Source organism: Pseudomonas sp. KH_017, assembly GCF_057840285.1.
Genome location: NZ_CM174509.1, coordinates 507195 through 530394 on the forward strand (window position 1 = coordinate 507195; position 23200 = coordinate 530394).

The following is a 23200-nucleotide window of genomic DNA, read 5'->3' on the forward strand; positions in this document are numbered from 1 at the left end:
CAGCCACCGCACAAGCCGGCGCCAACCCTGTGCTAATATCGCGCCCCTGTTCATTCTGTATGTGGGTTGCACCATGAAGTTGTCCATGCCGCGATTCGATCAAGCCCCTGTCTTGGTAGTCGGCGATGTCATGCTCGACCGTTACTGGCATGGTGGTACCTCACGGATTTCTCCTGAGGCGCCGGTGCCGGTGGTCAAGGTCGATCACATCGAAGACCGCCCGGGCGGTGCTGCCAACGTTGCCTTGAACATTGCCGCCCTGGGGGCTCCGGCCTCGCTGGTCGGTGTAACCGGCGACGATGAAGCCGCCAACAGCCTGGTCAACAGCCTCAAGGGCGCCGGCGTGCGGGCCATTTTCCAGCGCATTGTGCACCAGCCGACCATCGTCAAGCTGCGGGTCATGAGCCGTCACCAGCAACTGCTGCGTATCGACTTCGAAGAACCCTTCGCCACCGACGCGCTGGCGCTGGCCGCGCAGGTCGACGAGTTGCTCGAAGGCATCAAGGTGCTGGTGCTGTCCGACTATGGCAAAGGCGCGCTGAAAAACCATCAGGCGCTGATCCAGGCCGCCCGTGCCCGAGGCATTCCGGTGCTGGCCGATCCCAAGGGCAAGGATTTCTCGATCTACCGCGGTGCGAGCCTGATCACGCCAAACCTCAACGAGTTCGAAACCATCGTCGGTGGTTGCGCCGATGAGCACGAATTGGTGAGCAAGGGTGCGCAGCTGATGCACGACCTGGACCTCGGTGCCTTGCTGGTGACCCGTGGCGAGCACGGCATGACCTTGCTGCGCCCGGATCATCCGGCGCTGCACTTGCCGGCCCGGGCCCGTGAAGTGTTCGACGTGACCGGTGCCGGCGATACGGTGATTTCCACCCTGGCGGCCGCGATTGCCGCTGGCGAAGAACTGCCCCACGCGGTGGCGCTGGCCAACCTGGCGGCGGGCATCGTGGTCGGCAAACTCGGTACGGCGGCCATCAGTGCGCCGGAACTGCGTCGTGCGATTCAGCGCGAGGAGGGTTCCGAACGCGGTGTACTGGGCCTTGAGCAGCTGTTGCTGGCGGTCGATGATGCCCGCGCGCACAACGAGCGGATCGTGTTCACCAACGGTTGTTTCGACATCCTGCACGCTGGTCACGTGACCTATCTGGAGCAGGCGCGGGCCCAGGGCGATCGCCTGATCGTCGCGATCAACGACGATGCTTCGGTCAGTCGCCTGAAAGGGCCGGGCCGTCCGATCAACAGTGTCGACCGGCGCATGGCCGTACTGGCCGGCCTGGGTGCGGTGGACTGGGTCATCAGTTTCTCGGAAGGCACTCCGGAAAGCCTGCTGAGCGCGGTCAAGCCGGACGTGCTGGTCAAGGGCGGCGACTACGGAATCGACCAGGTGGTCGGCGCGGACATCGTGACGGCCTATGGCGGTACCGTGAAAGTGCTGGGGCTGGTGGAGAACAGCTCCACTACCGCGATTGTCGAGAAGATCCGCAAGTCCTGAATGTGGCGCGGGTTTGTTGTGGCCAGGGGGCAAGCCCCTGGTCACAACAAACCCACTTGATCTTGCTATCGTGCCGCCTTGCGCGGCACGATTTTCTTCAGCAGCAATTTGGCCTTCCCGCGCAACCGCGCCAACCCTGAATCCTTCACCGGCGGGGTCAGACCCTGCTGCCTCACCCAGTCCTTCCAGCGAATTCGCTCATCGCGCACCAGCCAGCCTTCCTGTCGGGCAAAACTCTCGGCCAGATACAGTCCGCGCGTGCTGGCCGGGTATAGCTGATCCTTTTTCAAGGTGTACAGCTCAGCCATCGGGTGGCCGTCCTGCAAGGGCATCAAGTACAGGTCGGGTCGCTTGCGGTCGAGGCGGGCGACGAGTTGATCGCCTTCCAGCCTTTCATCGACATGGAACAGGCTCAGGGATTTGGCTTCCTTGGGAACGTCCAGGCGCAAGTCGTAGATCAGTTGCAGCGAGGCCGTTGGCAAATGCACGTAAGCCCGCGGGCGCTCTATCAGCATCAGGTTGGCGCAACGTACCGGCCGCGCCGAGCCGGATAGTGGCGACAAGCGAAACGGCAGGGCTTCACGGTAATGCAGGGCGGCCGAGTAGGGCGCTGGCAGCCAGGTGTCGTTGAACCGCCCACCGAGCCAGCCCTCCGGGGTTTCCAGCAGGCATTCTTCGGCTATCTCCTGGATCGCCGTGTGCAAGGGCAGGTTCAGTTCATGGGCCGGCACGTACCCGGAGATCAGCTTGAGCACCACATCGCCACGGTCCTGCCGGCGTTGGCGCACCAGCACCCAATAGTCGCGATTCTGCCAATGCAGGGTCAGGCGCACCGAAACCCCGAGATTGGCCAGTTCCAGGGCAAACCGTTCGCTGTTGCCGACCGTCACCGGCCGACGACGTTGCAGGGTCTGGGAGAAATTCAGCGGCCTGCCGACGCTCTGATAAGCCAGGCCTTCGGGGGTCGCTTCGACGAATAACGGCAGGGTCTTGAAGTTGCTCGGGTTCTTTCTGATGAGCGTACGCGACATGTCGGCTCCTGCTTAAGGCCGCGCGGGCGGCGTCAGTGGCTACGTAGGACCTGGGCAACGGTCGCGACATTGTGGGCGAGGTGCAGCGGATTGATGGTCCCGACAATAGCACTGGCAACACCCGGATGTTCAAACAACAACTCGAAACTGGCGCGCACCGGATCCACGCCCGGACTCAGGCAGACATGACCACTGGCGAGGGCTTTTTTGACCAGAATGGCTTTGCCGTGTGCAGCAGCATAGTCAATGACGGCCTTCTCGTTTTGTTCGTTCAGATTGTAGGTGATCATCGCGCAGTCGCCTTGCTCCAGCGCCTTCAAGCCACCGTCGACGGTTTTTCCGGAAAAGCCGAAACCGCGAATCTTGCCTTCGGCCTTGAGCTCGGCGAGAGTCTCGTAGACTTCGCAGTCATTGAGGATTGCCAGGTCATTGCCATCGGAGTGCACCAGCACCAGGTCGATGAAGTCCGTTTCCAGGCGTTGCAGGCTGCGTTCCACCGACATGCGTGTGTGTGCGGCGCTGAAATCGTGACGGGACTGGCCGTCGGCAAACTCTTCGCCGACCTTGCTGACAATCACCCAATCCTGACGCTGACCGCGCAGCAACGGGCCGAGGCGTTCTTCGCTGCGACCATAGGCCGGGGCGGTGTCGATCAGGTTGATACCCAGGTCGCGGGCGAGTTTGAGCAGCATGCGTGCTTCATCGTCATCGGGGATCTGGAAGCCGTTGGGGTACTTCACCCCTTGGTCGCGGCCCAGTTTCACCGTGCCCAGGCCCAGGGGTGAAACCAGCAGGCCGGTGCTGCCCAGCGGGCGATGCAAGTCGTGCAGGGTCGGTTGGCTCATGGCAGCAGTTGCTCCCAGGCAGGTACGCCCATCGGTGGCTTCGGCAGCTCAGGCAGTGCTGCCGGGGGGCTTGGCTGGATACCGTCGCGGGTCAGGCTGGCGATCACACGGTCGGCGAAGTCCGGCGCCAGGGCGAGCTTGGTCGGCCAGCCCACCAGCAGTCGGCCTTCCTCGGCCACAAAGGCGTTGTCGGGACGGGTCAGGCCTGATTGCAGCGGTTCGGCGCGATCCACGCGCAAGGTCGCCCATTGCACCGTGCTCAGGTCGATCCATGGCAGCAATTGGCCGAGTTCTTTCTGTGCGGTGGCGATTTGCTCGGCGGGCTCACGGGTCACGCCTTCGGATTCGGCGATATCGCCGCCCAGGTACCAGACCCATTGACCATCTGCCGCCGGGTGCGTGGTCACAGTGATACGCGGTTTGGTGCCACCACCCAGGCAGTGGGCGTACAGCGGTTTGAGGCTCGGCCCCTTGGCGATGATCATGTGCAACGGGCGGCGCTGCATGGCGGGTTGGCTCAGCCCCAGCGTTTCAAGCAATGCTGCGGTTCCGGCGCCGGCGCTCAGGACGATGCGCTGGGCACGGATCTCGCGCTCGTCCACCTTCAGGCCGACCAGCACGCCGCCTTCGAGCAGAGGCTCGATCTTCTGCCCGGCGAGCAAGCCATCTCCGGCCAGGTCGGCCAGGCGCTGGATCAGGCTCGGCACGTCGACCACCAGTTCCGCCAGGCGATAGACCTTGCCCTTGAAGCGCTTGTCTTGCAGGGCCGGCGGCAATTGCTCGCCCTTGACCTGATCGACGCGACCACGCACGGCTTTGCTGGCAAAGAAACTGGTGAGGTTGCCGGCGAGGGTGCCGGGGGACCAGAGGTAATGGGCTTCGGACAGCAGGCGCACGCCGGACAGGTCCAGCTCGCCGTTACCGGCCAGGGCTTCACGCCAGCGGCGCGGCATGTCGGCGATGGCTTCCGAGGCGCCGGTCAGGGCGCCGTGCAGCGCGTATTTGGCGCCGCCGTGGATGATGCCCTGGGACTTCACACTCTGCCCGCCGCCGAGGCTGGCGCTTTCCACCAGCACGGTCGAAAAACCCTGGCGCCGCAGGCGCGCATTCAGCCAGAGGCCGGCGACACCAGCGCCGACAATCAGAACGTCGGTGGAAATAACGGATGGCATGCAGCGACCTCTGTGTTCAAGACGAGGGCGCAGTATACAGACTCAATGTGCCGGGGAGAGGTGAACGCAGAACCTGTGGGAGCGGTGGTGCGGCATTCCGACTTGCTCGCGAAGACGGTGTGTCATTCAGCATTGATATTGACTGAACTGACGACTTCGCGAGCAAGCCCGCTCCCACATTAATGGACCTCACTTCGGGCTTAATGGCCGGCAGTCTTGGAGAACAGCTGGATGACCACAACACCCAGCACAATCAACGCCATTCCCAGCATCGCCGGCACGTCCAGCTTCTGCCCATAGATAAACAGCGCAGCGACGCTGACCATCACGATCCCCATGCCGGCCCACACGGCGTACGCCACGCCCACCGGAACGCTGCGCACCACCAGGGTCAGCATCCAGAAGGCAATGCCGTAACCGACGATGACCAGCACCAGTGGCAGCGGGGTGCTGAAGCCTTTGACCGCTTTCATCGAAACAGTGGCAATCACTTCGGCGCAGATGGCAATGGCCAGGTAGTAGTAGGCGGTCATGGGTCAATCCTCGTGTGAAGTGTTGCTCTCTGAGGTCGGCATTCTAGAGATTCGCCAGATGCGGTAAAGTTATTACCTATCTGCTTTGAAGATGGGTGGAGCAATGAACATGCAATGGAATCTGGAGCAGCTGCGGTTGTTTGTCAGCGTGGCGGAGCAGCGTTCGTTTTCTGCCGTGGCACGGGATCAGCGCAAGGCGCAGTCGGCGGTCAGCAGTTCGATAGCGTTGTTGGAAGAAGACCTGGGCGTCAGCCTGTTCGACCGCAGCAGCGGCCGGCAGCCGAAACTCACTGAAGCCGGCACGGCTTTGCTGGACGAAGCGCGGGAGGTGTTGCGCCAGTGCGAACGGCTCAACGGCCGGGCATTGGCGATGATGCGCGGGCAGGAAGCGCGACTGCGTGTGGCGCAGGATGAGGCGATGCCTTATCAGCCGATCATTGAAAGCTTCGAGGCCCTGGCGGAAAAATTTCCCAGCCTTGAAGTGCAACTGACCAGTGCCGCCCAAGGCGATGTCGCACGCAAGCTGGTGGAGCGGCGCGCCGATCTGGGGCTGCTGTTCTTTCACGATCAGATTCCCGAAGCACTAGAGCGGCGGGTGCTGGGCAGCGTGGAAATGGTCACGGTGTGCGGCAAGGATCATCCGTTGGCGCGCAAAGGCGCAGTGGACGGCCAACAACTGGCGCAACATCGGCAGTTGCTGATGTCCACGGAGTCGAGCATTTATCCCGGCAGTGATCCCGCCAGCCCGCAGGTGTGGCGCGCCGACAGCTTCTATGTGATGGCCGAATGGCTGGTGCGCGGCCTCGGCTGGGCCTGGTTGCCACGCCACGTGGTGCAGTACCCGACTTATCAGAACCAGATGGTCGAACTGGTCAGCGAATGGACCCCGCCGGCCCTGGTGGTGGAGCTGGTATGGCGCCGGGATGAACCGCTCGGTCCGGCTGCGCGCTGGCTTGCCGAACGTTTTGCCGTGCACTTGCAGACGATTGGCGAAAAAAGCCGATAAACTCCGCCGCCATGAATAGAACTCTCTACACCGCGCTGTTTTATCTGGGGCTGCCATTGGTAGCGATTCGGCTTTGGCTGCGCGCGCGCAAGGCGCCGGCATATGCCAGGCGCATCGGCGAGCGCTTTTCCTGTGGGATGCCGGCGATGAAACCGGGAGGCATCTGGGTGCACGCCGTGTCGGTGGGCGAAAGCATTGCGGCCGCGCCGATGATCCGCGCCTTGCTGGCGCGTTATCCGGATCTGCCGATCACCGTGACCTGCATGACCCCGACCGGTTCGGAACGCATCCACGCACTGTTCGCCAATGAGCCGCGCATCCAGCACTGTTATCTGCCTTACGACCTGCCTTGCGCTGCCCGGCGTTTCCTCGATCGGGTCCAGCCGAAGCTGGCGGTGATCATGGAAACCGAGCTGTGGCCCAACCATATTCATCAATGCGCCAAACGCGGGATCCCCGTGGCGCTGGCCAATGCGCGGCTATCCGAGCGTTCGGCCAGGGGATACGGCCGGTTCCCCAGGCTGACCCAGCCGATGCTGGCCGAGATGAGCCTGTTCGCGGTGCAGACCGAAGCCGAGGCGCAACGCTTGCGCAACCTGGGCGCGCGGACGGAAACCGTCGAAGTGACCGGTTCGATCAAGTTTGACCTGACCATCGCCCCGCAACTGCTGGAGCGCGCCGTTGAGCTGCGCGGGCAATGGCAGGCGCTGGAGCGGCCGGTGTGGATCGCGGCCAGTACTCACGAAGGTGAGGATGAAGTGGTGCTGGCAGCCCATCGTCAGTTGCTGGTCAGTCATCCCGATGCCTTGCTGATTCTGGTGCCGCGTCATCCGGAACGCTTCAATTCGGTGTACGGGTTGTGCCAGCAACAAGGGTTTGCCACGGTCCGGCGTTCCAGTGGCGATGCGGTCAGCGCGAATATTTCAGTGCTGCTGGGCGACACCATGGGCGAGTTGCTGTTTCTCTACGCCCTGGCTGACAGTGCATTCGTCGGCGGCAGCCTGGTGCCGAATGGCGGGCATAACCTGCTGGAGCCGGCGGCTCTCGCCAAGCCGGTGTTGAGCGGTCCGCATCTTTTCAACTTCCTCGAAATCGCCGCGCAGTTGCGCAATGCCGGAGCGTTGCAGGAGGTGGAGGATGCCGAAGGGCTGGCGGTGGCGGTGCAGCGGCTGTTCGAACTGCCGCGAGATGCGCAGCGCATGGCAGAGGCCGGGTTGAACGTGATGCGCGCCAATCAGGGGGCATTGCAGCGCTTGTTGGACGGGTTGGGACGGTTGATCGACCAATAGACCACGCTGCCTTCATTCACGAGCAAGTCGGATCGCCGCACCGCCGCTCCCACATTGGATCTTCTGTGAACACAGGTTTTGTGTACGACAGCAGCTCAATGTGGGAGCGGCGGTGCGGCGATCCGACTTGCTCGCGAAGCTTTTGCTTTTACTGATCAGGCCGCGCTTTCAACTGCTCCTCTGCCGCCTTGGCCAGATCCGGTGGCAGGAAGTCCTTGTCCGGGTTGTAGTTCGGATTGAGCCAGCGTGCCAGGACTTGCAGATCCCCCGGATTCAACGTGCCGGCCTGTTGCTTCAAGCGCAGGTTGTCGAGGATGTAGTCGTAGCGGGTGTTGTTGTAGTCGCGCACCGAGGTGTAGAGCTGACGCTGCGCATCCAGCACGTCGACGATGTTTCGCGTACCCACCTGATAGCCGATTTCAGTCGCTTCCACCGCGCTCTGGTTGGAGATGATCGATTGCTTGCGCGCCTGTACCTGCTCGACATCGGTGTTCACCGCGCGGTACAGGTCGCGGGTGTTTTCCACGATGCTGCGGCGCAGGGATTCGCGTTGCTGCTCGGTCTGGTCCAGTTGTGCATAGGACTGACGCACCTGGGAGTTGATCAAACCACCACTGTAGATCGGGATGTTCAGTTGCAGGCCCACGGTCGTTTGGTCGACGTTGCCACCGTACGCCTGCGGCAGGTTATTCGGGTTGCTGAAGCCCAGTGCGTCGTTGTCGCCTTTCTCGTACTTGGCGACCGCGTCAACCGTTGGCAAGTGCCCGGACCTGCGCTGCTTGAGGGTTTGCTCGGCGGCGCTGACAGCATAGTTGCTGGCCAACAGATTGAGGTTCTGCCTGCCCGCGGTTTCGACCCAGGCCTTGGCGTCGTTCGGTACTGGCGGCAGGATCGGCAGGTTATGGCTGATGCCCCAGATCGAGTTGTACTGGCGGTTGGTCAGGGTGATCAATGCTTCAAAGGCGTCGTCCACCTGGCGCTGCGCAACGATGCGGTTGGCGCGTGCGGTGTCGTAGCTGGCCTGTGAGTTCAATACGTCGGTCTTGTCCGAGAGGCCGACATCGAAGCGCTCGTTGGATTGATCGAGCTGGCGTTTGAACGCCGCCTCTTCGGCCTTGGTCGAGGCCAGGTTGTCCTGGCTGCGCAGCACGTTGAAATAGCTGTCAGCGGTTTGCAGGATCAGGTTTTGCTCGGTCGCCGAGAGTTGCAGAGCGGCCTGTTCGTTGACTTCCTTGGCGGCCTGGAACTGGAACCAGCGATCGGCGCGGAACAAGGGTTGCGCCAGGGTGGCCTGGTACGAATGAGCATCGCGGTTGGTCGTGCCCGAAGGTTGATCGAGCGACGTACGCACCTCGGAAACATTGGCGCCGCCCGAGAGGTTCGGCAGCAGCCCGGCACGGGCCTGGGGCACGACTTCTTTCTGCGCGCCGTATTGGGCGATGGCAGCCGCCAGGTCGGCGTTGTTGTTGACGGCTTCCTGATAAACGCTGACCAGGTCCGTCTTGGCCGATAAGGGCACATCTGCTGCCCAGGCCATTCCGTTGGACGCACAAGACACGGCAAGGGCCAGTGAGAGTTTGCGCAGCATAGACGATCCCTAGAATTGATATTGCAGAGGTAATTTGAGCGCCAAGGCTAAGGCCCCGCTTTGACAGCGTCAATGCCGGCTCAGCGTAGCGAGTGTAGTTGTGCATTGGGGCTGCAACAATCCTGATACTGCGTGTAATTACGCCATTCATCATGGTCTTTGCCGTGGGGTTGGCGTTCTTTGCCAGTTGTGTCTAGACTGGCCGGGTTCTTGTCGGGGTGCCTTGCTATGAGGCTGAGATCGAATAATTTCGGATCCCGTTGAACCTGATCAGGTTAGCGCCTGCGTAGGGAACAAGATTTCTCGTCACCCGGCGAGTCCTCTTGTGCTTCGTCCGGGATGTTGTTCGACAATCGAACACCCCTCGAGCACTGAGCACAGCACAGCTGGTTTTCCCAGCGCCCGTGCGTCCATTCGTTTACAGGTTCGCTCCGACAAAAATCCACTGCCTGGATGTGTGTCTGGAGAGCCCGTGATGACTACAAAAGCAAAAATCGCCACCAACCTGAGTGACTCGGCCAAGGTCGATCAGCAATCGGTGCAGCCGTTTACCCGCTCGCAAAAAATCTATGTTCAGGGCACTCGCCCGGACATCCTCGTGCCGATGCGCGAAATCAGCCTGGACGTAACGCCGACCGACTTCGGCGGCGAGGTCAACGCACCGGTAGTGGTGTATGACACCTCAGGCCCTTACACCGACCCCAATGTCATCATCGATGTGCGCAAAGGCCTGGCCGACGTGCGTTCGCCGTGGATCGAATCCCGTGGCGACACCGAGCGCCTGAGCGGCCTGAGCTCGAATTTCGGCCAGGAGCGCCTTGCCGATCCGGAGTTGACCAAGCTGCGCTTTGCCCACGTCAACAGCCCGCGCCGCGCCAAGCCGGGTGCCAACGTCAGCCAGATGCACTACGCGCGCCAAGGCATCATCACCGCCGAGATGGAATACGTCGCCATCCGCGAAAACATGAAGCTGGAAGTGGCCCGCGCCGCCGGCCTGCTGGACCAACAACACGCCGGCCACAGCTTCGGCGCCAGCGTGCCGAAAATCATCACCCCCGAATTCGTCCGTGACGAAATCGCCCGTGGCCGCGCGATCATTCCGGCCAACATCAACCACACCGAACTGGAACCGATGATCATCGGCCGTAACTTCCTGGTGAAGATCAACGGCAACATCGGCAACAGCGCCCTGGGTTCGTCCATCGAAGAAGAAGTGGCGAAACTGACCTGGGGCATTCGCTGGGGTTCGGACACGGTCATGGACCTGTCCACCGGCAAGCACATCCACGAAACCCGCGAGTGGATCATCCGTAACTCGCCGGTGCCGATCGGTACGGTGCCGATCTACCAGGCCCTGGAAAAAGTCGGCGGCGCGGCTGAAGACCTGACCTGGGAGCTGTTCCGCGACACGCTGATCGAGCAGGCCGAGCAGGGCGTCGACTACTTCACCATCCACGCCGGTGTGCTGTTGCGCTACGTGCCGATGACCGCCAAGCGCGTGACCGGCATCGTCTCCCGCGGCGGTTCGATCATGGCCAAGTGGTGCCTGGCGCACCACAAAGAGAACTTCCTCTACACCCATTTCGAAGACATCTGCGAAATCATGAAGGCCTACGACGTCAGCTTCTCGCTGGGCGATGGCCTGCGTCCGGGCTCGATTGCCGACGCCAACGACGAAGCGCAGTTCGGCGAACTGGAGACCCTCGGCGAGCTGACCAAGATTGCCTGGAAGCACGACGTACAGTGCATGATCGAAGGCCCGGGCCACGTGCCGATGCAGTTGATCAAAGAGAACATGGACAAGCAGCTGGAGTGCTGCGACGAGGCGCCGTTCTACACCCTCGGCCCGCTGACCACCGACATCGCGCCGGGCTACGACCACATCACCTCCGGCATCGGTGCGGCGATGATCGGCTGGTTCGGTTGCGCCATGCTCTGCTACGTCACGCCGAAAGAACATTTGGGCCTGCCGAACAAGGATGACGTGAAGACCGGGATCATCACCTACAAGATCGCCGCGCATGCCGCCGATCTGGCGAAGGGGCACCCGGGCGCACAGATCCGCGACAATGCCTTGAGCAAGGCGCGTTTCGAATTCCGTTGGGAAGACCAGTTCAACCTGGGCCTCGATCCGGACACCGCGCGTTCGTATCACGATGAAACCCTGCCGAAGGATTCGGCCAAGGTCGCGCACTTCTGCTCGATGTGCGGGCCGAAATTCTGCTCGATGAAGATCACTCAGGAAGTCCGCGAGTATGCGGCCAACCAGCGGATCGAGGCGGTCGACGTGGACGTCGCCCAGGGCATGGCCGAACAGGCTGAGCGCTTCAAGCAGGAAGGCAGTCAGCTTTACCAGAAAGTTTGATCTGACCCGGGATTGACGGTGCCTTTGGTGCCGTCTTCGCGAGCAAGCCCGCTCCCACATTAGACCGCGTCCGCCCGGACAACTCGGTCAACTGTGGGAGCGGGCTTGCTCGCGAAAGCGCCAGTTCAGACACCGAAACTCCCAATAACAAAATGTGTCCCTCTGAGATAACACCCTTGAGCATTCAACCCAGCACTTATTCCCCCGATATCGCGGTGCCGACCGACAAACGTGTCTTCGGCGGCCGCGATCTGTTTTCCCTGTGGTTTTCCCTTGGCATCGGCCTGATGGTGTTGCAGACCGGTGCATTGCTCGCGCCAGGCCTGGGCCTGTCCGGTTCGTTGCTGGCGATTTTTCTCGGCACGCTGGTTGGCGTTTTGCTGCTGGCTGCGGTTGGCGTGATTGGCAGTGACACTGGCCTGTCGTCGATGGCTGCACTCAAGCTCAGCCTCGGTGCCAAAGGCGCGAGCCTGCCGGCGGTGCTGAACCTGCTGCAACTGATCGGCTGGGGTTCGTTCGAAATCATCGTCATGCGCGATGCCGCCAGCCTGTTGGGCGCCAAGGCTTTCAGCGACGGTAGCTGGCTGTCCAATCCGATAATGTGGACGCTGTTCTTCGGCGCACTGGCGACCTTGTTGGCCGTTAGCGGTCCATTGACTTTCGTGCGGCAGATCCTGCGCAAATGGGGTATCTGGCTGCTGCTGGCCGCGTGCATCTGGCTGACCTGGAACCTGTTCGCCAAGGCTGACCTGGCCGCGTTGTGGGCCCAGGCCGGTGACGGTTCGATGCCGTTCGCCGTGGGTTTCGACATCGCCATTGCCATGCCGCTCTCGTGGTTGCCGCTGATCGCCGACTACTCGCGCTTCGGCAAGCGGGCGAAAAACGTCTTCGGTGGCACCGCCATCGGTTTCTTTATCGGTAATTTCTGGTTGATGAGCCTGGGCGTGGCCTACACCCTGGCGTTCGCGCCGAGCGGTGAAGTCAATGCCTTGCTGCTGGCGCTGGCCGGCGCCGGGCTGGGGATTCCGCTGTTGCTGATTCTTCTGGATGAATCGGAAAACGCCTTTGCCGATATTCACTCGGCGGCGGTGTCCAGCGGAATTCTGTTACGCGCCAAGGTCGAGCACCTGGCCCTGGCCATCGGCGTCATCTGCACGCTGATTGCCTTGCTGGCGCCGTTGGCCCAGTACCAGAACTTCCTGCTGCTGATCGGTTCGGTGTTTGCGCCGTTGTTCGGCGTGGTGCTGGTGGACCACTTCATCCTGCGCAAGCGTAGCGCCCAGGTGGCCTCGGCCGCATTGCGCTGGCCGGCGCTGCTCGCCTGGCTGGGCGGGGTCAGCACCTATCACTTGTTGGCCAACCTGTATCCGGATATCGGCGCAACCCTGCCAGCACTGGTAGTGGCAGGGTTGCTCCAGCTAGTGCTGGGCCGGGCCTTCAGTTACGGCCGGGAAACAGCTCGGGCTTGATGATGCCGTTCAGGCGAGGGTAGGGGATCTTCAGTTCGACATGGCCCAGCGCGTAAGGCGCGATGGTGCTGGTTTCGTACTTGAGGATCACACCGCCGTAGGTCAGCGCCACGTTCTGGGTTTTCTGGAACGGCCAGCTCTTCACGAACTCCGGTTCCTGATCGAGCTTGGTGCTGATCAGCCAGCTGTTGTGTGCCACCTGCGCGGCTTTCCAGAACGCGTCTTCCTGCCCTGGCACCAGCATGTCCGACAGCGTCAGCACTTTATGCTGCTGGCGTGAATAGTTGATGAAGCCCCGGCCCGGCGTGCCATGGGCACCGCCGGTGTCCAGATAGCTGGACAATTCGACGATCACCAAGCCGTCATGCTGCTCACGTACCTTTGCCTGCAGATAGCTGCTGAAGCGCGGGCCGGCGGTGCGCAAAAACTCTTCGCGATAGGCCGCCAGGGTCGGGGCAACCGGTGCGTCGGGCGAGGTGCGGGTCATCTGCAGCAGGCGCTTTTCGATGATGCCGTCCAGTGCCGGCTCGTCCGGGAAGTGCAGGGTGTCGATGTTGACCAGAGGGCAATCCGGGTTGCTGCAACCGGGCTTGAGTTGCTCGGAGGCGTCGCGGGTGGTTTCCAGCGGCGCCCGGTAATTGGGCTGGAACAGGCTCGCGCAAGCGCCCAGGGTCAGGGCGATAGCGGCCACGGAAGCAATTTTGAAAAGCGACATGAGCGTCCTTTCTGAAACAAGGGAAGGCAAAAAGTTACCCGCTTCGACTATCAACGGGGCAGTCAGTTCGCCACTAAGCTAATTAGAGTGGGTTTCGCCCTCACCGTCCATCCCGCTGACGGGAAAGGGGCTGCATCAAACATCACGGGCGCGTTAGGATGGCGCGAAGTCGAGGCCCAGGAAAAAAGCAGCCTCGAACAGGATTTGCAGTAAAAGAGGATAGTCATGACGGATTTTGCCAACGCCATTCCGACCGCCGTTGATATCGTGCGGCGCGAAAAGTGCTACGAGGGCTTCTACAAACTCGAGCGCGTGCACTTGCGCCACGAATTGTTCGCCGGGGGCATGAGCCGCGAGATCAATCGTGAAGTGTTCGTTCGCCATGACGCGGTGTGCATGCTGCCTTACGATCCACAACGCGATGAAGTGGTGCTGATCGAGCAGTTTCGCGTCGGTGCCATGGACAAGACCGACAATCCGTGGCTGATCGAACTTGTCGCTGGTCTGATCGACAAGGATGAAGTGCCGGAAGCAGTTGCTCACCGCGAGGCGCAGGAGGAAGCTGGGCTTGAAATCGGGGCGCTCTGGCCGATGACCAAATACTTTCCATCGCCGGGCGGCAGCAACGAATTCGTGCATCTGTACCTGGGGCGTTGCGACACTACCGGGGTTGGCGGCCTGCATGGGCTGGAGGAAGAGGCAGAAGACATCCGCGTCACGGTCTGGGCTTTCGAAGATGCCCTGCAAGCCGTGCGCGACGGGCGTATTGCCAACGCGGCGAGCATCATTGCCTTGCAATGGCTGGCTTTGAACCGCGTTGAAGTGAGGGGGTTATGGTCGTAAACAAGCTGCGCGATCGCTATCGGGTGGACCTGGTGGGGCTGCAAGCATCCTGCGAGGCGAACTACGCGCGCCTGATGCGACTGCTGCCGGACATGCGCAGCGAGCCCGCCGCGCGGCGCATCGCCGTGACCCATGGCGACCAGATGCTCGGCGTGCTGGCGCTGGAAGTGCTGCTGACTTGTCCTTACACCACGACCCTGCAAGTGCGTCAGGAACACAGCCTGCCCTGGCTGCCGGTGCCGCAACTGGAAGTGCAGGTCTATCACGACGCGCGCATGGCCGAAGTGGTCAGCGCCGAACATGCACGACGCTTTCGCGGCATCTATCCTTACCCGAACGCCTCGATGCACCAGCCGGACGAAAAGGCCCAGCTGAACATGTTTCTGGGCGAATGGCTGAGCCATTGCCTGGCGCTGGGGCATGAGTACGAAGTAGTACGTTAGTTGTGAAGCGCAGTTGTGAACTGCGTCAGGTTCACGGATTTCCTCTTTCGATCGTCCCCCAGCATAATTGCGGCACTTACCCATCCCCGTGATCACGCCCTGGGAGAACGCCTTGCCGAGCGTATCCACATTGACCACCGCCGATCCGGCGTTGCTGGTGCAACTCTCCGACAGCCACCTGTTTGCCGAAGCGGACGGCGCGCTGCTGGGCATGAACACCCGCGACAGCCTGCAAAAGGTCATCGAGCTGGTGCGCGCGCAACAGCCGCGGATTGACTTGATCCTGGCCACGGGTGATCTGTCCCAGGACGGGACGCTGGAGTCCTACCAGCAGTTTCGCGACATGACACGCCAGCTTGATGCGCCGGCGCGCTGGATTCCCGGCAATCACGATGAGCCGTGGATCATGGCTGAAGCGGCGGTGCAGAGCGCTTTGCTCGAACCGGTGGTGGATATCGGCAACTGGCGGGTCACGTTGCTCGATTCGGCGGTGCCAGGCTCGGTGCCGGGGTATTTGCAGGATGAGCAGCTGCAGTTGCTTGCCCGCTCATTGAGCGAAGCACCGGAACGTCATCATCTGGTGTGCTTCCACCATCACCCGGTGTCCATCGGTTGTGCATGGATGGAACCGATTGGCTTGCGTAATCCCGAGGCGCTGTTCGCCGTGCTGGACCGTTTCGAACAGGTGCGCGCGGTGTTGTGGGGGCATGTGCACCAGGAAATCGACCAGATGCGCAATGGCGTGCGGTTGATTGCCTCGCCCTCGACCTGCATCCAGTTCGAGCCCGGCAGCGAGGATTTCAAGGTCGGGGAACAGGCGCCCGGGTATCGCTGGCTGCGGTTGCTGCCCGATGGGCGGCTGGAAACCGGGGTGGAGCGGGTTATCGGGTTCGATTTCACTGTGGATTACGGTTCCAACGGCTACTGAGTTTTCATTTTTTCTGGAAAACCTAGTCGCGCCCTTCGCGAGCAAGCCCGCTCCCACAGGGGTGCTTGTGACCGACGCAGGTCCAGTGTGGGAGCGGGCTTGCTCGCGAAGGCGTCTACACAGACGCCGTGAATTCTGCGGATATCCCCGATTCCCCCGAGTCCCTGTAAACTCCGCCTCTTTAGCCGACGCACAGGGAGCTCAAATGTCCGGTTCGATCCTTTATATCCACGGCTTCAACAGCTCGCCGTTATCGAAGAAGGCCTGTCAGTTGATCGAGGTGATGGACCGTCTGGGTCTGAGCGAACACTTGCGCGTTCCGGCATTGCATCATCACCCGCGCCAGGCTATCGAGCAGCTGGAGCAGGCGATTGCCGAGCTGGGGCGGCCACTGCTGGTCGGCAGCTCGCTCGGCGGCTACTATGCCACTCACTTGGCCGAGCGCCTTGGCTTGAATGCCCTGTTGATCAACCCTGCCGTCAGCCCGCACCGGATGTTCGACGGCTTTCTGGGAACGCAGAAAAACCTGTACACCGAACAGACCTGGGAAATGACCCACGACCACGTGGTGGCCCTGGCCGAACTGGAAGTGCCGGCGCCCCAGGATCCGCAGCGTTATCAGGTATGGTTGCAGACAGCTGACGAAACGCTGGACTATCGCCTCGCCCAGCAGTATTACCGGGCATGCGCCTTGCGTATCCAGGCTGGCGGCGACCACAGTTTCCAGGGTTTTGCCACGCAACTGCCGGCCATGTTGAGTTTTGCCGGCATTGGCGCCGATTTGTATCAGGCAATCGATTTCACTGCATTGTGAGCGATAGCCCATGAATTCTTTTTTCACCGAACACTGACGACGAGACCCCATGGCCACTCCCAGCGCTAGCTCTTATAACGCAGACGCCATCGAAGTCCTCTCGGGCCTCGACCCGGTGCGCAAACGCCCCGGCATGTACACCGACACCAGTCGGCCGAACCACCTTGCCCAGGAAGTCATCGACAACAGTGTCGACGAAGCCTTGGCCGGGCATGCCACATCGGTACAGGTGATCCTGCATGCCGACCATTCCGTGGAAGTCAGCGACGACGGCCGTGGCATGCCGGTGGACATTCACCCCGAGGAAGGTGTTTCGGGCGTTGAGTTGATCCTCACCAAGCTGCATGCCGGTGGCAAGTTTTCCAACAAGAACTACCAGTTCTCCGGCGGTCTGCACGGGGTGGGTATTTCCGTGGTCAACGCCTTGTCCACCGAAGTGCGGGTGCGTGTAAAGCGTGACGGCAACGAATACCAGATGACCTTCAAGGATGGCTACAAGGCCACCGAGCTGGAAGTCGTCGGTACGGTCGGCAAGCGCAACACCGGCACCAGCGTGTTCTTCGCGCCGGATCCGAAATACTTCGACTCCCCGAAATTCTCCATCAGCCGCCTCAAGCACGTGCTCAAGGCCAAGGCCGTGTTGTGCCCGGGGCTGCTGGTCAGTTTTGAAGACAAGGCCACCGGCGAGAAAGTCGAATGGCATTACGAAGACGGCCTGCGTTCCTACCTGGTGGATGCGGTCAGCGAATTCGAGCGCCTGCCGAACGAACCGTTCTGCGGCGCTTTTGCCGGTAACAAGGAAGCCGTGGATTGGGCGCTGCTGTGGCTGCCCGAAGGTGGCGACGCGGTCCAGGAAAGCTACGTCAACCTGATCCCGACCGCCCAGGGCGGTACCCACGTCAACGGCTTGCGCCAAGGTCTGCTCGATGCGATGCGCGAGTTCTGCGAGTTCCGCAGCCTGTTGCCGCGCGGCGTTAAGCTGGCGCCGGAAGACGTCTGGGAACGCATCGCCTTCGTGCTGTCGATGAAGATGCAGGAACCGCAATTCTCCGGCCAGACCAAGGAGCGCCTGTCTTCCCGTGAAGCGGCGGCGTTCGTCTCCGGTGTGGTCAAGGATGCGTTCAGCCTGTGGCTCAACGCCAACCCGGAAACCGGCATGCTGCTGGCGGAACTGGCGATCAACAACGCCGGCCGTCGCCTCAAGGCCAGCAAGAAGGTCGAGCGCAAACGCATTACCCAAGGCCCGGCGCTGCCAGGCAAACTGGCCGACTGTGCCGGGCAGGACCCGATGCGTTCCGAGCTGTTCCTGGTGGAAGGTGATTCCGCCGGCGGCTCGGCCAAGCAAGCGCGGGACAAGGAATTCCAGGCGATCCTGCCGTTGCGCGGCAAGATCCTCAACACCTGGGAAGTCGACGGCAGCGAAGTGCTGGCCAGCCAGGAAGTGCACAACATCGCCGTGGCCATCGGCGTCGATCCGGGTGCGGCGGACATGAGCCAGCTGCGCTACGGCAAGATCTGCATCCTCGCCGACGCCGACTCCGACGGTCTGCACATCGCAACCTTGCTCTGCGCCTTGTTCGTCCAGCATTTTCGCCCGTTGGTGGATGCCGGTCACGTCTACGTCGCGATGCCGCCGTTGTACCGTATCGACCTGGGCAAAGAGATCTACTACGCCCTCGATGAAGCCGAACGCGATGGCATCCTCGATCGCCTGGTGGCCGAGAAGAAGCGCGGCAAGCCGCAAGTCACCCGATTCAAGGGGCTGGGCGAAATGAACCCGCCGCAGCTGCGCGAGACCACCATGGACCCGAACACCCGGCGTCTGGTGCAGTTGACCCTGGAAGATTTCGAGGCCACCTCGGAAATGATGGACATGCTGCTGGCGAAGAAACGCGCTGGCGACCGCAAGACCTGGCTGGAGTCCAAGGGCAACCTGGCCGAGGTGCTGGGCTGATGCGTCTGGGCTTTGCCCTGGCCTGTGGGTTGCTGCTGACGTCGATTACGGTATCTGCCGAGCCGGCGCCACAGCTGCGCGTGTTGTCCGGGCATGTCGTCGACGGCATGCGCGGTGGCAACCTGTCCGGGCTGGCGCAGTGCGGCAATGACCTGTGGGCAGTTTCCGACCGCGACGATGATCAGATCTACCGCCTCGATACCCGCGAATCCGTGTGGCAGGCACAAACGGTGCGCATCGACGTACCGCCGGTGCCTGACAGCGGTTTGCCCTGGGGGCTGAAATCTCGCGTCTGGGGGGCTTCGTTCGTGCGTGGCGGTGATCTGGACTTCGAAGGCATCACCTGCGACGGCGCAGGCAATCGCTACATCGTCAGCGAAGGCCATGCCGCTGTCTTGCAAGTGCCACCCGCGGGGCCCGCCATCTGGCTGAAAATCTCGCCGATGCTGGTTCGCGAGGCCCGGGCCCGAGGCCTGCTGTTGCAGTTCAATGCGTTGTTCGAAGGGCTGGCGGTCAATTTGGCAGGCGATCAGATGTGGTTCGCCGCCGAGCGTCAAGGCCGGGGACTGCTGATGATCAAGCGCAAGCAGACGTTGTGGGATTGCGACGGTGGTTGCGTGCTGCTGAGCGAGGCGGGCATGGAAATGCAGCCCGAGCAGTTTCCCCATGCCAAGCCCGCGCCGCGGGACTTCTCTGATCTGTCGCTGTTCAACGGCAAGCTGTTCACCCTTGAACGCAATGCCTACCAGATCTGCCGCCGTGATGCGCAGACGGCCAAGGTCGAGCGCTGCTGGTCGTACGCCGCCGAGTTGTTGCAGGAAAACCGTCGTTATCCACAGAACTACGGGCTGGAAGAAGCGTTGATCGTGGATGCCGATGGCGCCTGGATCGGTGTCGACAACAATTTTGGTGCGCGAGCCGATGGCGAAGTCCGTCCTGTGGTCTGGCGTTTCGCTGCACCGGAAGGTGGCTGGAGTGCCAGGCCATGAGACAACAACGCCCGGGGCAGCGTATCGGCCGGGTGTTCATGGTGCTGGCCTGGTGTGCCGCGCTGTTTCTGGCCACGCGATTTTTCGCTCAGTGGGAAGCGCGTCAGCAAAATCCGAATGTGGTGGTCAGCTCGGAGCAGGGCGAAGGTTTCATCGAGGTGAAACTGGTGAGCAACGCTCAGGGGCATTTCGTCGCCAGCGGCCAGATCAACGGCCAGCCGGTGGACTTCATGCTCGATACCGGGGCGACCGATGTGTCGATTCCGGCGGGCCTGGCCAAGCGCTTGAAGCTCGAAGAAGGATTCGGCGTGACCCTGAGCACGGCCAATGGCCTGAGCCAGGGCTATCGCACCCGTATCGAACGCCTGCAACTGGGCGACATCGTGTTGCGGGATGTACGCGCACTGGTGGCCCCGGGGCTGCATGGCGATCAGGTGTTGCTCGGCATGAGCGCACTGAACAAACTTGAATTTACCCAGCGCGGTGGCACCATGCTGCTGCGCCAGACAACGAACCGATGAGGCCCGCATGAGCGACTCCCTTGATCTCAGCCTGGACGGTGTAGAACGCCGCTCGCTGGCTGACTTCACCGAAAATGCCTACCTCAACTACTCCATGTACGTGATCATGGACCGTGCCCTGCCGCATATCGGCGACGGCCTGAAACCGGTACAGCGCCGCATCATTTATGCGATGAGCGAGTTGGGGCTGGACGCCGATTCCAAACACAAGAAATCGGCGCGTACCGTCGGTGACGTGCTCGGCAAGTTCCACCCTCACGGCGACTCGGCCTGCTACGAAGCCATGGTGCTGATGGCCCAGCCGTTCAGCTATCGCTACACACTGGTCGACGGCCAGGGCAACTGGGGTGCGCCGGACGATCCCAAGTCCTTCGCCGCCATGCGTTACACCGAAGCGCGGCTGTCGCGTTATTCCGAAGTGCTGCTCAGCGAGCTGGGCCAGGGCACGGCGGACTGGGGCCCGAACTTCGACGGCACGCTGGACGAGCCGCTGGTCTTGCCAGCGCGCTTGCCGAACATTCTGCTCAACGGCACCACCGGTATCGCCGTGGGCATGGCCACCGACGTTCCGCCGCACAACCTGCGGGAAGTCGCTACGGCGTGCGTGCGTTTGCTCGATGAGCCCAAGGCCACGGTCGAACAGCTTTGTGAACACATCCAGGGCCCGGACTACCCAACCGAAGCGGAAATCATCACCCCGCGCGCCGACCTGCTGAAAATCTACGAAACCGGTCGTGGTTCGGTGCGCATGCGCGCCGTGTATCACATCGAAGACGGCGACATCATCGTCACCGCACTGCCGCACCAGGTCTCGGGCGCCAAGGTGCTGGAACAGATCGCCGCGATGATGCAGGCCAAGCCGTCCAAGGCCCCGCAAATCGCCGACCTGCGTGACGAATCCGACCACGAAAACCCGTGCCGGATCGTGATCATTCCGGGCGCGCGGAAAAACTTCGACCACGATGCGCTGATGCAGCACCTGTTCGCCAGCACCGAGCTGGAGTCGAGCTACCGGGTCAACATCAACATCATCGGCCTGGACGGCAAGCCGCAGCTGAAGAACCTGCGGGCGCTGCTGGTCGAATGGCTGGAGTTCCGGGTGCAGACCGTGCGTCGTCGCCTGCAATTCCGCCTCGACAAGGTCGAGCGTCGCCTGCACCTGTTGGACGGTTTGTTGATTGCCTACCTCAACCTGGATGAAGTGATCCACATCATCCGTACCGAGGAGCATCCGAAAGCCGCGCTGATCGAGCGTTTCGCCCTGAGCGAAATCCAGGCCGACTACATTCTCGACACCCGTCTGCGTCAGTTGGCGCGACTGGAAGAAATGAAGCTGCGCGCCGAGCAGGATGAACTGCTCAAGGAACAGGCCAAGCTGCAAGCCCTGCTGAGCAGCGAAGCCAAGTTGAAAAAACTGGTGCGCAGCGAACTGATCAAGGACGCTGAAACCTACGGGGATGACCGTCGGTCGCCTATCGTCGAGCGCGCCGAAGCCAAGGCCCTGACCGAGCACGATCTGCTGCCGAACGAGAAAGTGACGGTCGTGCTGTCGGAAAAAGGCTGGATTCGCTCCGCCAAAGGCCACGAAATCGACGCCACCGGGCTTTCCTACAAGGCCGGAGATGGTTTCAAGGCGTTGGCAGCCGGGCGCTCCAACCAGTTTGCCGTGTTTATCGACTCCACCGGCCGCAGTTATTCGGTGGCCGCCCACACCTTGCCGTCGGCCCGTGGCCAGGGCGAGCCGCTGACCGGTCGCCTGACGCCGCCGCCAGGGGCGAGTTTCGAATGCGTGCTGATGCCCGAAGACGATGCGCTGTACGTGATCGCCTCCGACGCCGGCTACGGTTTTGTGGTCAAGGGTGAAGACTTGCAGGCCAAGAACAAGGCGGGCAAGGCCCTGTTGAGCCTGCCGAACAACGCCAAGGTCATGCTGCCGCGCCCAGTGGCCGATCGAGAGCAAAACTGGCTGGCGTCGGTGACGACCGAAGGTCGCCTACTGATCTTCAAGATCAGCGACCTGCCACAATTAGGAAAAGGCAAAGGCAACAAGATCATCGGGATTCCCGGTGAGCGAGTGGCCAGTCGTGAAGAGTATGTGACGGACATCGCCGTATTGCCGGACGGTGCAACGTTGGTGTTGCAGGCCGGGAAACGTACCTTGTCACTGAAAGCGGACGACCTCGAACACTACAAGGGTGAACGTGGCCGTCGTGGCAACAAATTGCCGCGTGGTTTCCAGCGGGTAGATGCGCTACTCGTCGAAAACCTCAATTAGGCGACTTAGAAGCGCCGAACTACGATTTAACCCGTAGTTCGGCGCTTTGCGCTGGAGTCGGAACGCATATTCACGGATGATATGGCCTTTCAAGCGCCGGCACTGCCGCGCGTTCTTCATATTTATTGAGTATTTTCACTGTGGTCAGCCTTTTAGCGATCACCTGGATGGGACGATGACTGCTCTGCGCCTTCCTTTTATTCTTTTGCTCGCCGGCGTTCTTGGCCTGGCGGGTTGCAGCGTTCACCAACCGGTGTCGTTGTATCAGCTGGACGCTGGTAGTCCGGTTCAGCCCGCACAGAACGCGGGCATGGCGGTATTGTTGGGGCCGGTCACCGTGGCTGATTACCTGCAACGCGAAACCCTGTTGCAGCGTCAGCCGGATGGCAGCCTGCAAGCCTCGACCGACGGTCGTTGGGCTGGCAGCCTTTCGTCGGATATCGATCAGTTGCTGCTGCGTCAGGTCGCAGGTCGCCTGGACAGCCAGCGCGTAGTGCTGGCCCCGGCAACAGTGGGCTTCACCCCGGACGTTCAGGTACTGCTGACCATCACGCGCCTGGACTCGGGTGAAAAACAACCGGCGATCCTCGACGCGCAATGGCGCCTGATCGACCGTCGCGGGCAGGTCCGCGACAACCGCATCATCCATTTGCAGGAACAGCATGCCGGTACCACGGCGGCTCAGGTCCAGGCGCAGGGCGTATTGCTGCAACGCCTGGCCGAACAACTGTCGGTGGCGCTCAAGCCGCTGGCCAATCAGCCGCCGATCGCCGACGTCCCGCGCAAGCCGGCAGCCAAGGCGGCAGCACCTGCGGTAGAACAGGAAAAGCAGCCGAAGATCCCGATGGCCGCGCCTATTCGTACGGATATGGAAGTGTTCCGCTTCTAAGCCTGGATGGATTTGAAACAAAGCCCGCATTGATGC

General features: G+C 61.7%; 20 protein-coding genes and 1 riboswitch. Of the genes, 14 read left to right on the forward strand and 6 right to left on the reverse strand.

Going from position 1 to position 23200, the window contains the following annotated elements:
* Positions 1 to 73 precede the first annotated feature (73 nt).
* Positions 74 to 1495, forward strand: a complete 1422-nt coding sequence (hldE, locus tag AC3IT6_RS02285) for a bifunctional D-glycero-beta-D-manno-heptose-7-phosphate kinase/D-glycero-beta-D-manno-heptose 1-phosphate adenylyltransferase HldE (protein ID WP_223447556.1) — start codon at positions 74 to 76, stop codon at positions 1493 to 1495.
* 65 nt (positions 1496 to 1560) lie between these two features.
* Here hldE and AC3IT6_RS02290 read toward each other — a convergent pair whose 3' ends face one another.
* The 4 genes from AC3IT6_RS02290 to AC3IT6_RS02305 form a co-directional block, all read right to left on the reverse strand.
* Positions 1561 to 2526, reverse strand: coding sequence for a metal ABC transporter ATPase (locus tag AC3IT6_RS02290; protein WP_223447559.1), 966 nt, complete (start codon positions 2524 to 2526; stop codon positions 1561 to 1563).
* Between the two features lie 32 nt (positions 2527 to 2558).
* Complete coding sequence (locus tag AC3IT6_RS02295) at positions 2559 to 3371, reverse strand: aldo/keto reductase (protein WP_223447561.1); 813 nt, start codon at positions 3369 to 3371, stop codon at positions 2559 to 2561.
* Positions 3368 to 4543 (reverse strand): NAD(P)/FAD-dependent oxidoreductase, encoded by a 1176-nt coding sequence (locus AC3IT6_RS02300; RefSeq protein ID WP_223447563.1) that lies wholly within the window; start codon positions 4541 to 4543, stop codon positions 3368 to 3370. The genes AC3IT6_RS02295 and AC3IT6_RS02300 overlap by 4 nt, the downstream gene beginning before the upstream one ends.
* A 200-nt stretch (positions 4544 to 4743) precedes the next feature.
* Positions 4744 to 5076: a DMT family transporter gene (locus tag AC3IT6_RS02305; RefSeq protein WP_015093202.1), complete on the reverse strand. Its 333-nt coding sequence runs from the start codon at positions 5074 to 5076 to the stop codon at positions 4744 to 4746.
* 103 nt (positions 5077 to 5179) lie between these two features.
* On the opposite strand from AC3IT6_RS02305, the gene AC3IT6_RS02310 reads away from it, so the two are divergent.
* Together AC3IT6_RS02310 and waaA are read left to right on the forward strand one after the other, a co-directional pair.
* Positions 5180 to 6082, forward strand: a complete 903-nt coding sequence (locus AC3IT6_RS02310) for a LysR family transcriptional regulator (RefSeq protein ID WP_489354162.1) — start codon at positions 5180 to 5182, stop codon at positions 6080 to 6082.
* An 11-nt stretch (positions 6083 to 6093) separates the two neighbouring features.
* On the forward strand, positions 6094 to 7371 hold the full coding sequence (gene waaA / locus AC3IT6_RS02315) for a lipid IV(A) 3-deoxy-D-manno-octulosonic acid transferase (RefSeq protein WP_489354163.1): 1278 nt from the start codon (positions 6094 to 6096) through the stop codon (positions 7369 to 7371).
* A gap of 148 nt (positions 7372 to 7519) precedes the next feature.
* Here the strand turns inward: waaA and AC3IT6_RS02320 are convergent, their stop codons facing one another.
* On the reverse strand, positions 7520 to 8959 hold the full coding sequence (locus tag AC3IT6_RS02320; RefSeq protein WP_489354164.1) for a TolC family outer membrane protein: 1440 nt from the start codon (positions 8957 to 8959) through the stop codon (positions 7520 to 7522).
* A gap of 204 nt (positions 8960 to 9163) precedes the next feature.
* Positions 9164 to 9269, forward strand: a riboswitch (TPP riboswitch).
* 165 nt (positions 9270 to 9434) lie between these two features.
* Here AC3IT6_RS02320 and thiC point away from each other — a divergent pair.
* Both thiC and cytX read left to right on the forward strand, forming a co-directional pair.
* Positions 9435 to 11324 (forward strand): phosphomethylpyrimidine synthase ThiC, encoded by a 1890-nt coding sequence (thiC, locus tag AC3IT6_RS02325; protein WP_489354165.1) that lies wholly within the window; start codon positions 9435 to 9437, stop codon positions 11322 to 11324.
* Positions 11325 to 11500: 176 nt separating this feature from the next.
* On the forward strand, positions 11501 to 12793 hold the full coding sequence (gene cytX / locus AC3IT6_RS02330; RefSeq protein ID WP_489354166.1) for a putative hydroxymethylpyrimidine transporter CytX: 1293 nt from the start codon (positions 11501 to 11503) through the stop codon (positions 12791 to 12793).
* Here cytX and AC3IT6_RS02335 read toward each other — a convergent pair.
* Entirely contained in the window at positions 12762 to 13508 is a 747-nt protein-coding gene (locus AC3IT6_RS02335; RefSeq protein ID WP_150727906.1) for an RsiV family protein, read from the reverse strand. The two genes, cytX and AC3IT6_RS02335, sit on opposite strands and share 32 nt — an antisense overlap.
* A 225-nt stretch (positions 13509 to 13733) precedes the next feature.
* Here AC3IT6_RS02335 and AC3IT6_RS02340 point away from each other — a divergent pair, with 225 nt between their 5' ends.
* The 9 genes from AC3IT6_RS02340 to AC3IT6_RS02380 all read left to right on the forward strand — a co-directional run bounded on the left by AC3IT6_RS02340 (position 13734) and on the right by AC3IT6_RS02380 (position 23164).
* The gene (locus AC3IT6_RS02340) at positions 13734 to 14351 is read left to right on the forward strand and encodes an NUDIX domain-containing protein (RefSeq protein WP_150754798.1); all 618 of its coding nucleotides are present in this window, start codon (positions 13734 to 13736) and stop codon (positions 14349 to 14351) included.
* A complete protein-coding gene (locus tag AC3IT6_RS02345; RefSeq protein WP_007977461.1) occupies positions 14342 to 14794 on the forward strand; it encodes a DUF1249 domain-containing protein in 453 nt (150 codons plus the stop codon). The genes AC3IT6_RS02340 and AC3IT6_RS02345 overlap by 10 nt, the downstream gene beginning before the upstream one ends.
* Before the next feature lie 112 nt (positions 14795 to 14906).
* A complete protein-coding gene (gene cpdA / locus AC3IT6_RS02350) occupies positions 14907 to 15722 on the forward strand; it encodes a 3',5'-cyclic-AMP phosphodiesterase (protein ID WP_489354167.1) in 816 nt (271 codons plus the stop codon).
* A gap of 205 nt (positions 15723 to 15927) precedes the next feature.
* The gene (locus AC3IT6_RS02355; protein WP_489354168.1) at positions 15928 to 16536 is read left to right on the forward strand and encodes a YqiA/YcfP family alpha/beta fold hydrolase; all 609 of its coding nucleotides are present in this window, start codon (positions 15928 to 15930) and stop codon (positions 16534 to 16536) included.
* Positions 16537 to 16585: 49 nt separating this feature from the next.
* Positions 16586 to 18490, forward strand: a complete 1905-nt coding sequence (parE, locus tag AC3IT6_RS02360; RefSeq protein WP_150754800.1) for a DNA topoisomerase IV subunit B — start codon at positions 16586 to 16588, stop codon at positions 18488 to 18490.
* Positions 18490 to 19479 carry an esterase-like activity of phytase family protein gene (locus AC3IT6_RS02365; RefSeq protein WP_489354169.1) on the forward strand — a complete coding sequence of 330 codons (990 nt, stop codon included), beginning with the start codon at positions 18490 to 18492 and terminating at the stop codon, positions 19477 to 19479. Before parE ends, AC3IT6_RS02365 begins: the two co-directional genes overlap by 1 nt.
* A complete protein-coding gene (locus AC3IT6_RS02370) occupies positions 19476 to 20000 on the forward strand; it encodes a retropepsin-like aspartic protease family protein (RefSeq protein ID WP_223447581.1) in 525 nt (174 codons plus the stop codon). Before AC3IT6_RS02365 ends, AC3IT6_RS02370 begins: the two co-directional genes overlap by 4 nt.
* A gap of 7 nt (positions 20001 to 20007) precedes the next feature.
* The gene (parC, locus tag AC3IT6_RS02375; RefSeq protein ID WP_150754803.1) at positions 20008 to 22275 is read left to right on the forward strand and encodes a DNA topoisomerase IV subunit A; all 2268 of its coding nucleotides are present in this window, start codon (positions 20008 to 20010) and stop codon (positions 22273 to 22275) included.
* A 175-nt stretch (positions 22276 to 22450) separates the two neighbouring features.
* On the forward strand, positions 22451 to 23164 hold the full coding sequence (locus tag AC3IT6_RS02380; RefSeq protein ID WP_223447583.1) for a PqiC family protein: 714 nt from the start codon (positions 22451 to 22453) through the stop codon (positions 23162 to 23164).
* The last annotated feature ends 36 nt before the right edge of the window (positions 23165 to 23200 follow it).

Coding starts and splice junctions, on each gene's coding strand:
- hldE (WP_223447556.1), top strand. CDS start 74: ATGAAGTTGTCCATGCCGCGATTCGATCAAGCCCCTGTCTTGGTAGTC.
- AC3IT6_RS02290 (WP_223447559.1), bottom strand. CDS start 2,526: ATGTCGCGTACGCTCATCAGAAAGAACCCGAGCAACTTCAAGACCCTG.
- AC3IT6_RS02295 (WP_223447561.1), bottom strand. CDS start 3,371: ATGAGCCAACCGACCCTGCACGACTTGCATCGCCCGCTGGGCAGCACC.
- AC3IT6_RS02300 (WP_223447563.1), bottom strand. CDS start 4,543: ATGCCATCCGTTATTTCCACCGACGTTCTGATTGTCGGCGCTGGTGTC.
- AC3IT6_RS02305 (WP_015093202.1), bottom strand. CDS start 5,076: ATGACCGCCTACTACTACCTGGCCATTGCCATCTGCGCCGAAGTGATT.
- AC3IT6_RS02310 (WP_489354162.1), top strand. CDS start 5,180: ATGAACATGCAATGGAATCTGGAGCAGCTGCGGTTGTTTGTCAGCGTG.
- waaA (WP_489354163.1), top strand. CDS start 6,094: ATGAATAGAACTCTCTACACCGCGCTGTTTTATCTGGGGCTGCCATTG.
- AC3IT6_RS02320 (WP_489354164.1), bottom strand. CDS start 8,959: ATGCTGCGCAAACTCTCACTGGCCCTTGCCGTGTCTTGTGCGTCCAAC.
- thiC (WP_489354165.1), top strand. CDS start 9,435: ATGACTACAAAAGCAAAAATCGCCACCAACCTGAGTGACTCGGCCAAG.
- AC3IT6_RS02335 (WP_150727906.1), bottom strand. CDS start 13,508: ATGTCGCTTTTCAAAATTGCTTCCGTGGCCGCTATCGCCCTGACCCTG.
- AC3IT6_RS02340 (WP_150754798.1), top strand. CDS start 13,734: ATGACGGATTTTGCCAACGCCATTCCGACCGCCGTTGATATCGTGCGG.
- AC3IT6_RS02345 (WP_007977461.1), top strand. CDS start 14,342: ATGGTCGTAAACAAGCTGCGCGATCGCTATCGGGTGGACCTGGTGGGG.
- AC3IT6_RS02355 (WP_489354168.1), top strand. CDS start 15,928: ATGTCCGGTTCGATCCTTTATATCCACGGCTTCAACAGCTCGCCGTTA.
- parE (WP_150754800.1), top strand. CDS start 16,586: ATGGCCACTCCCAGCGCTAGCTCTTATAACGCAGACGCCATCGAAGTC.
- AC3IT6_RS02365 (WP_489354169.1), top strand. CDS start 18,490: ATGCGTCTGGGCTTTGCCCTGGCCTGTGGGTTGCTGCTGACGTCGATT.
- AC3IT6_RS02370 (WP_223447581.1), top strand. CDS start 19,476: ATGAGACAACAACGCCCGGGGCAGCGTATCGGCCGGGTGTTCATGGTG.
- parC (WP_150754803.1), top strand. CDS start 20,008: ATGAGCGACTCCCTTGATCTCAGCCTGGACGGTGTAGAACGCCGCTCG.
- AC3IT6_RS02380 (WP_223447583.1), top strand. CDS start 22,451: ATGACTGCTCTGCGCCTTCCTTTTATTCTTTTGCTCGCCGGCGTTCTT.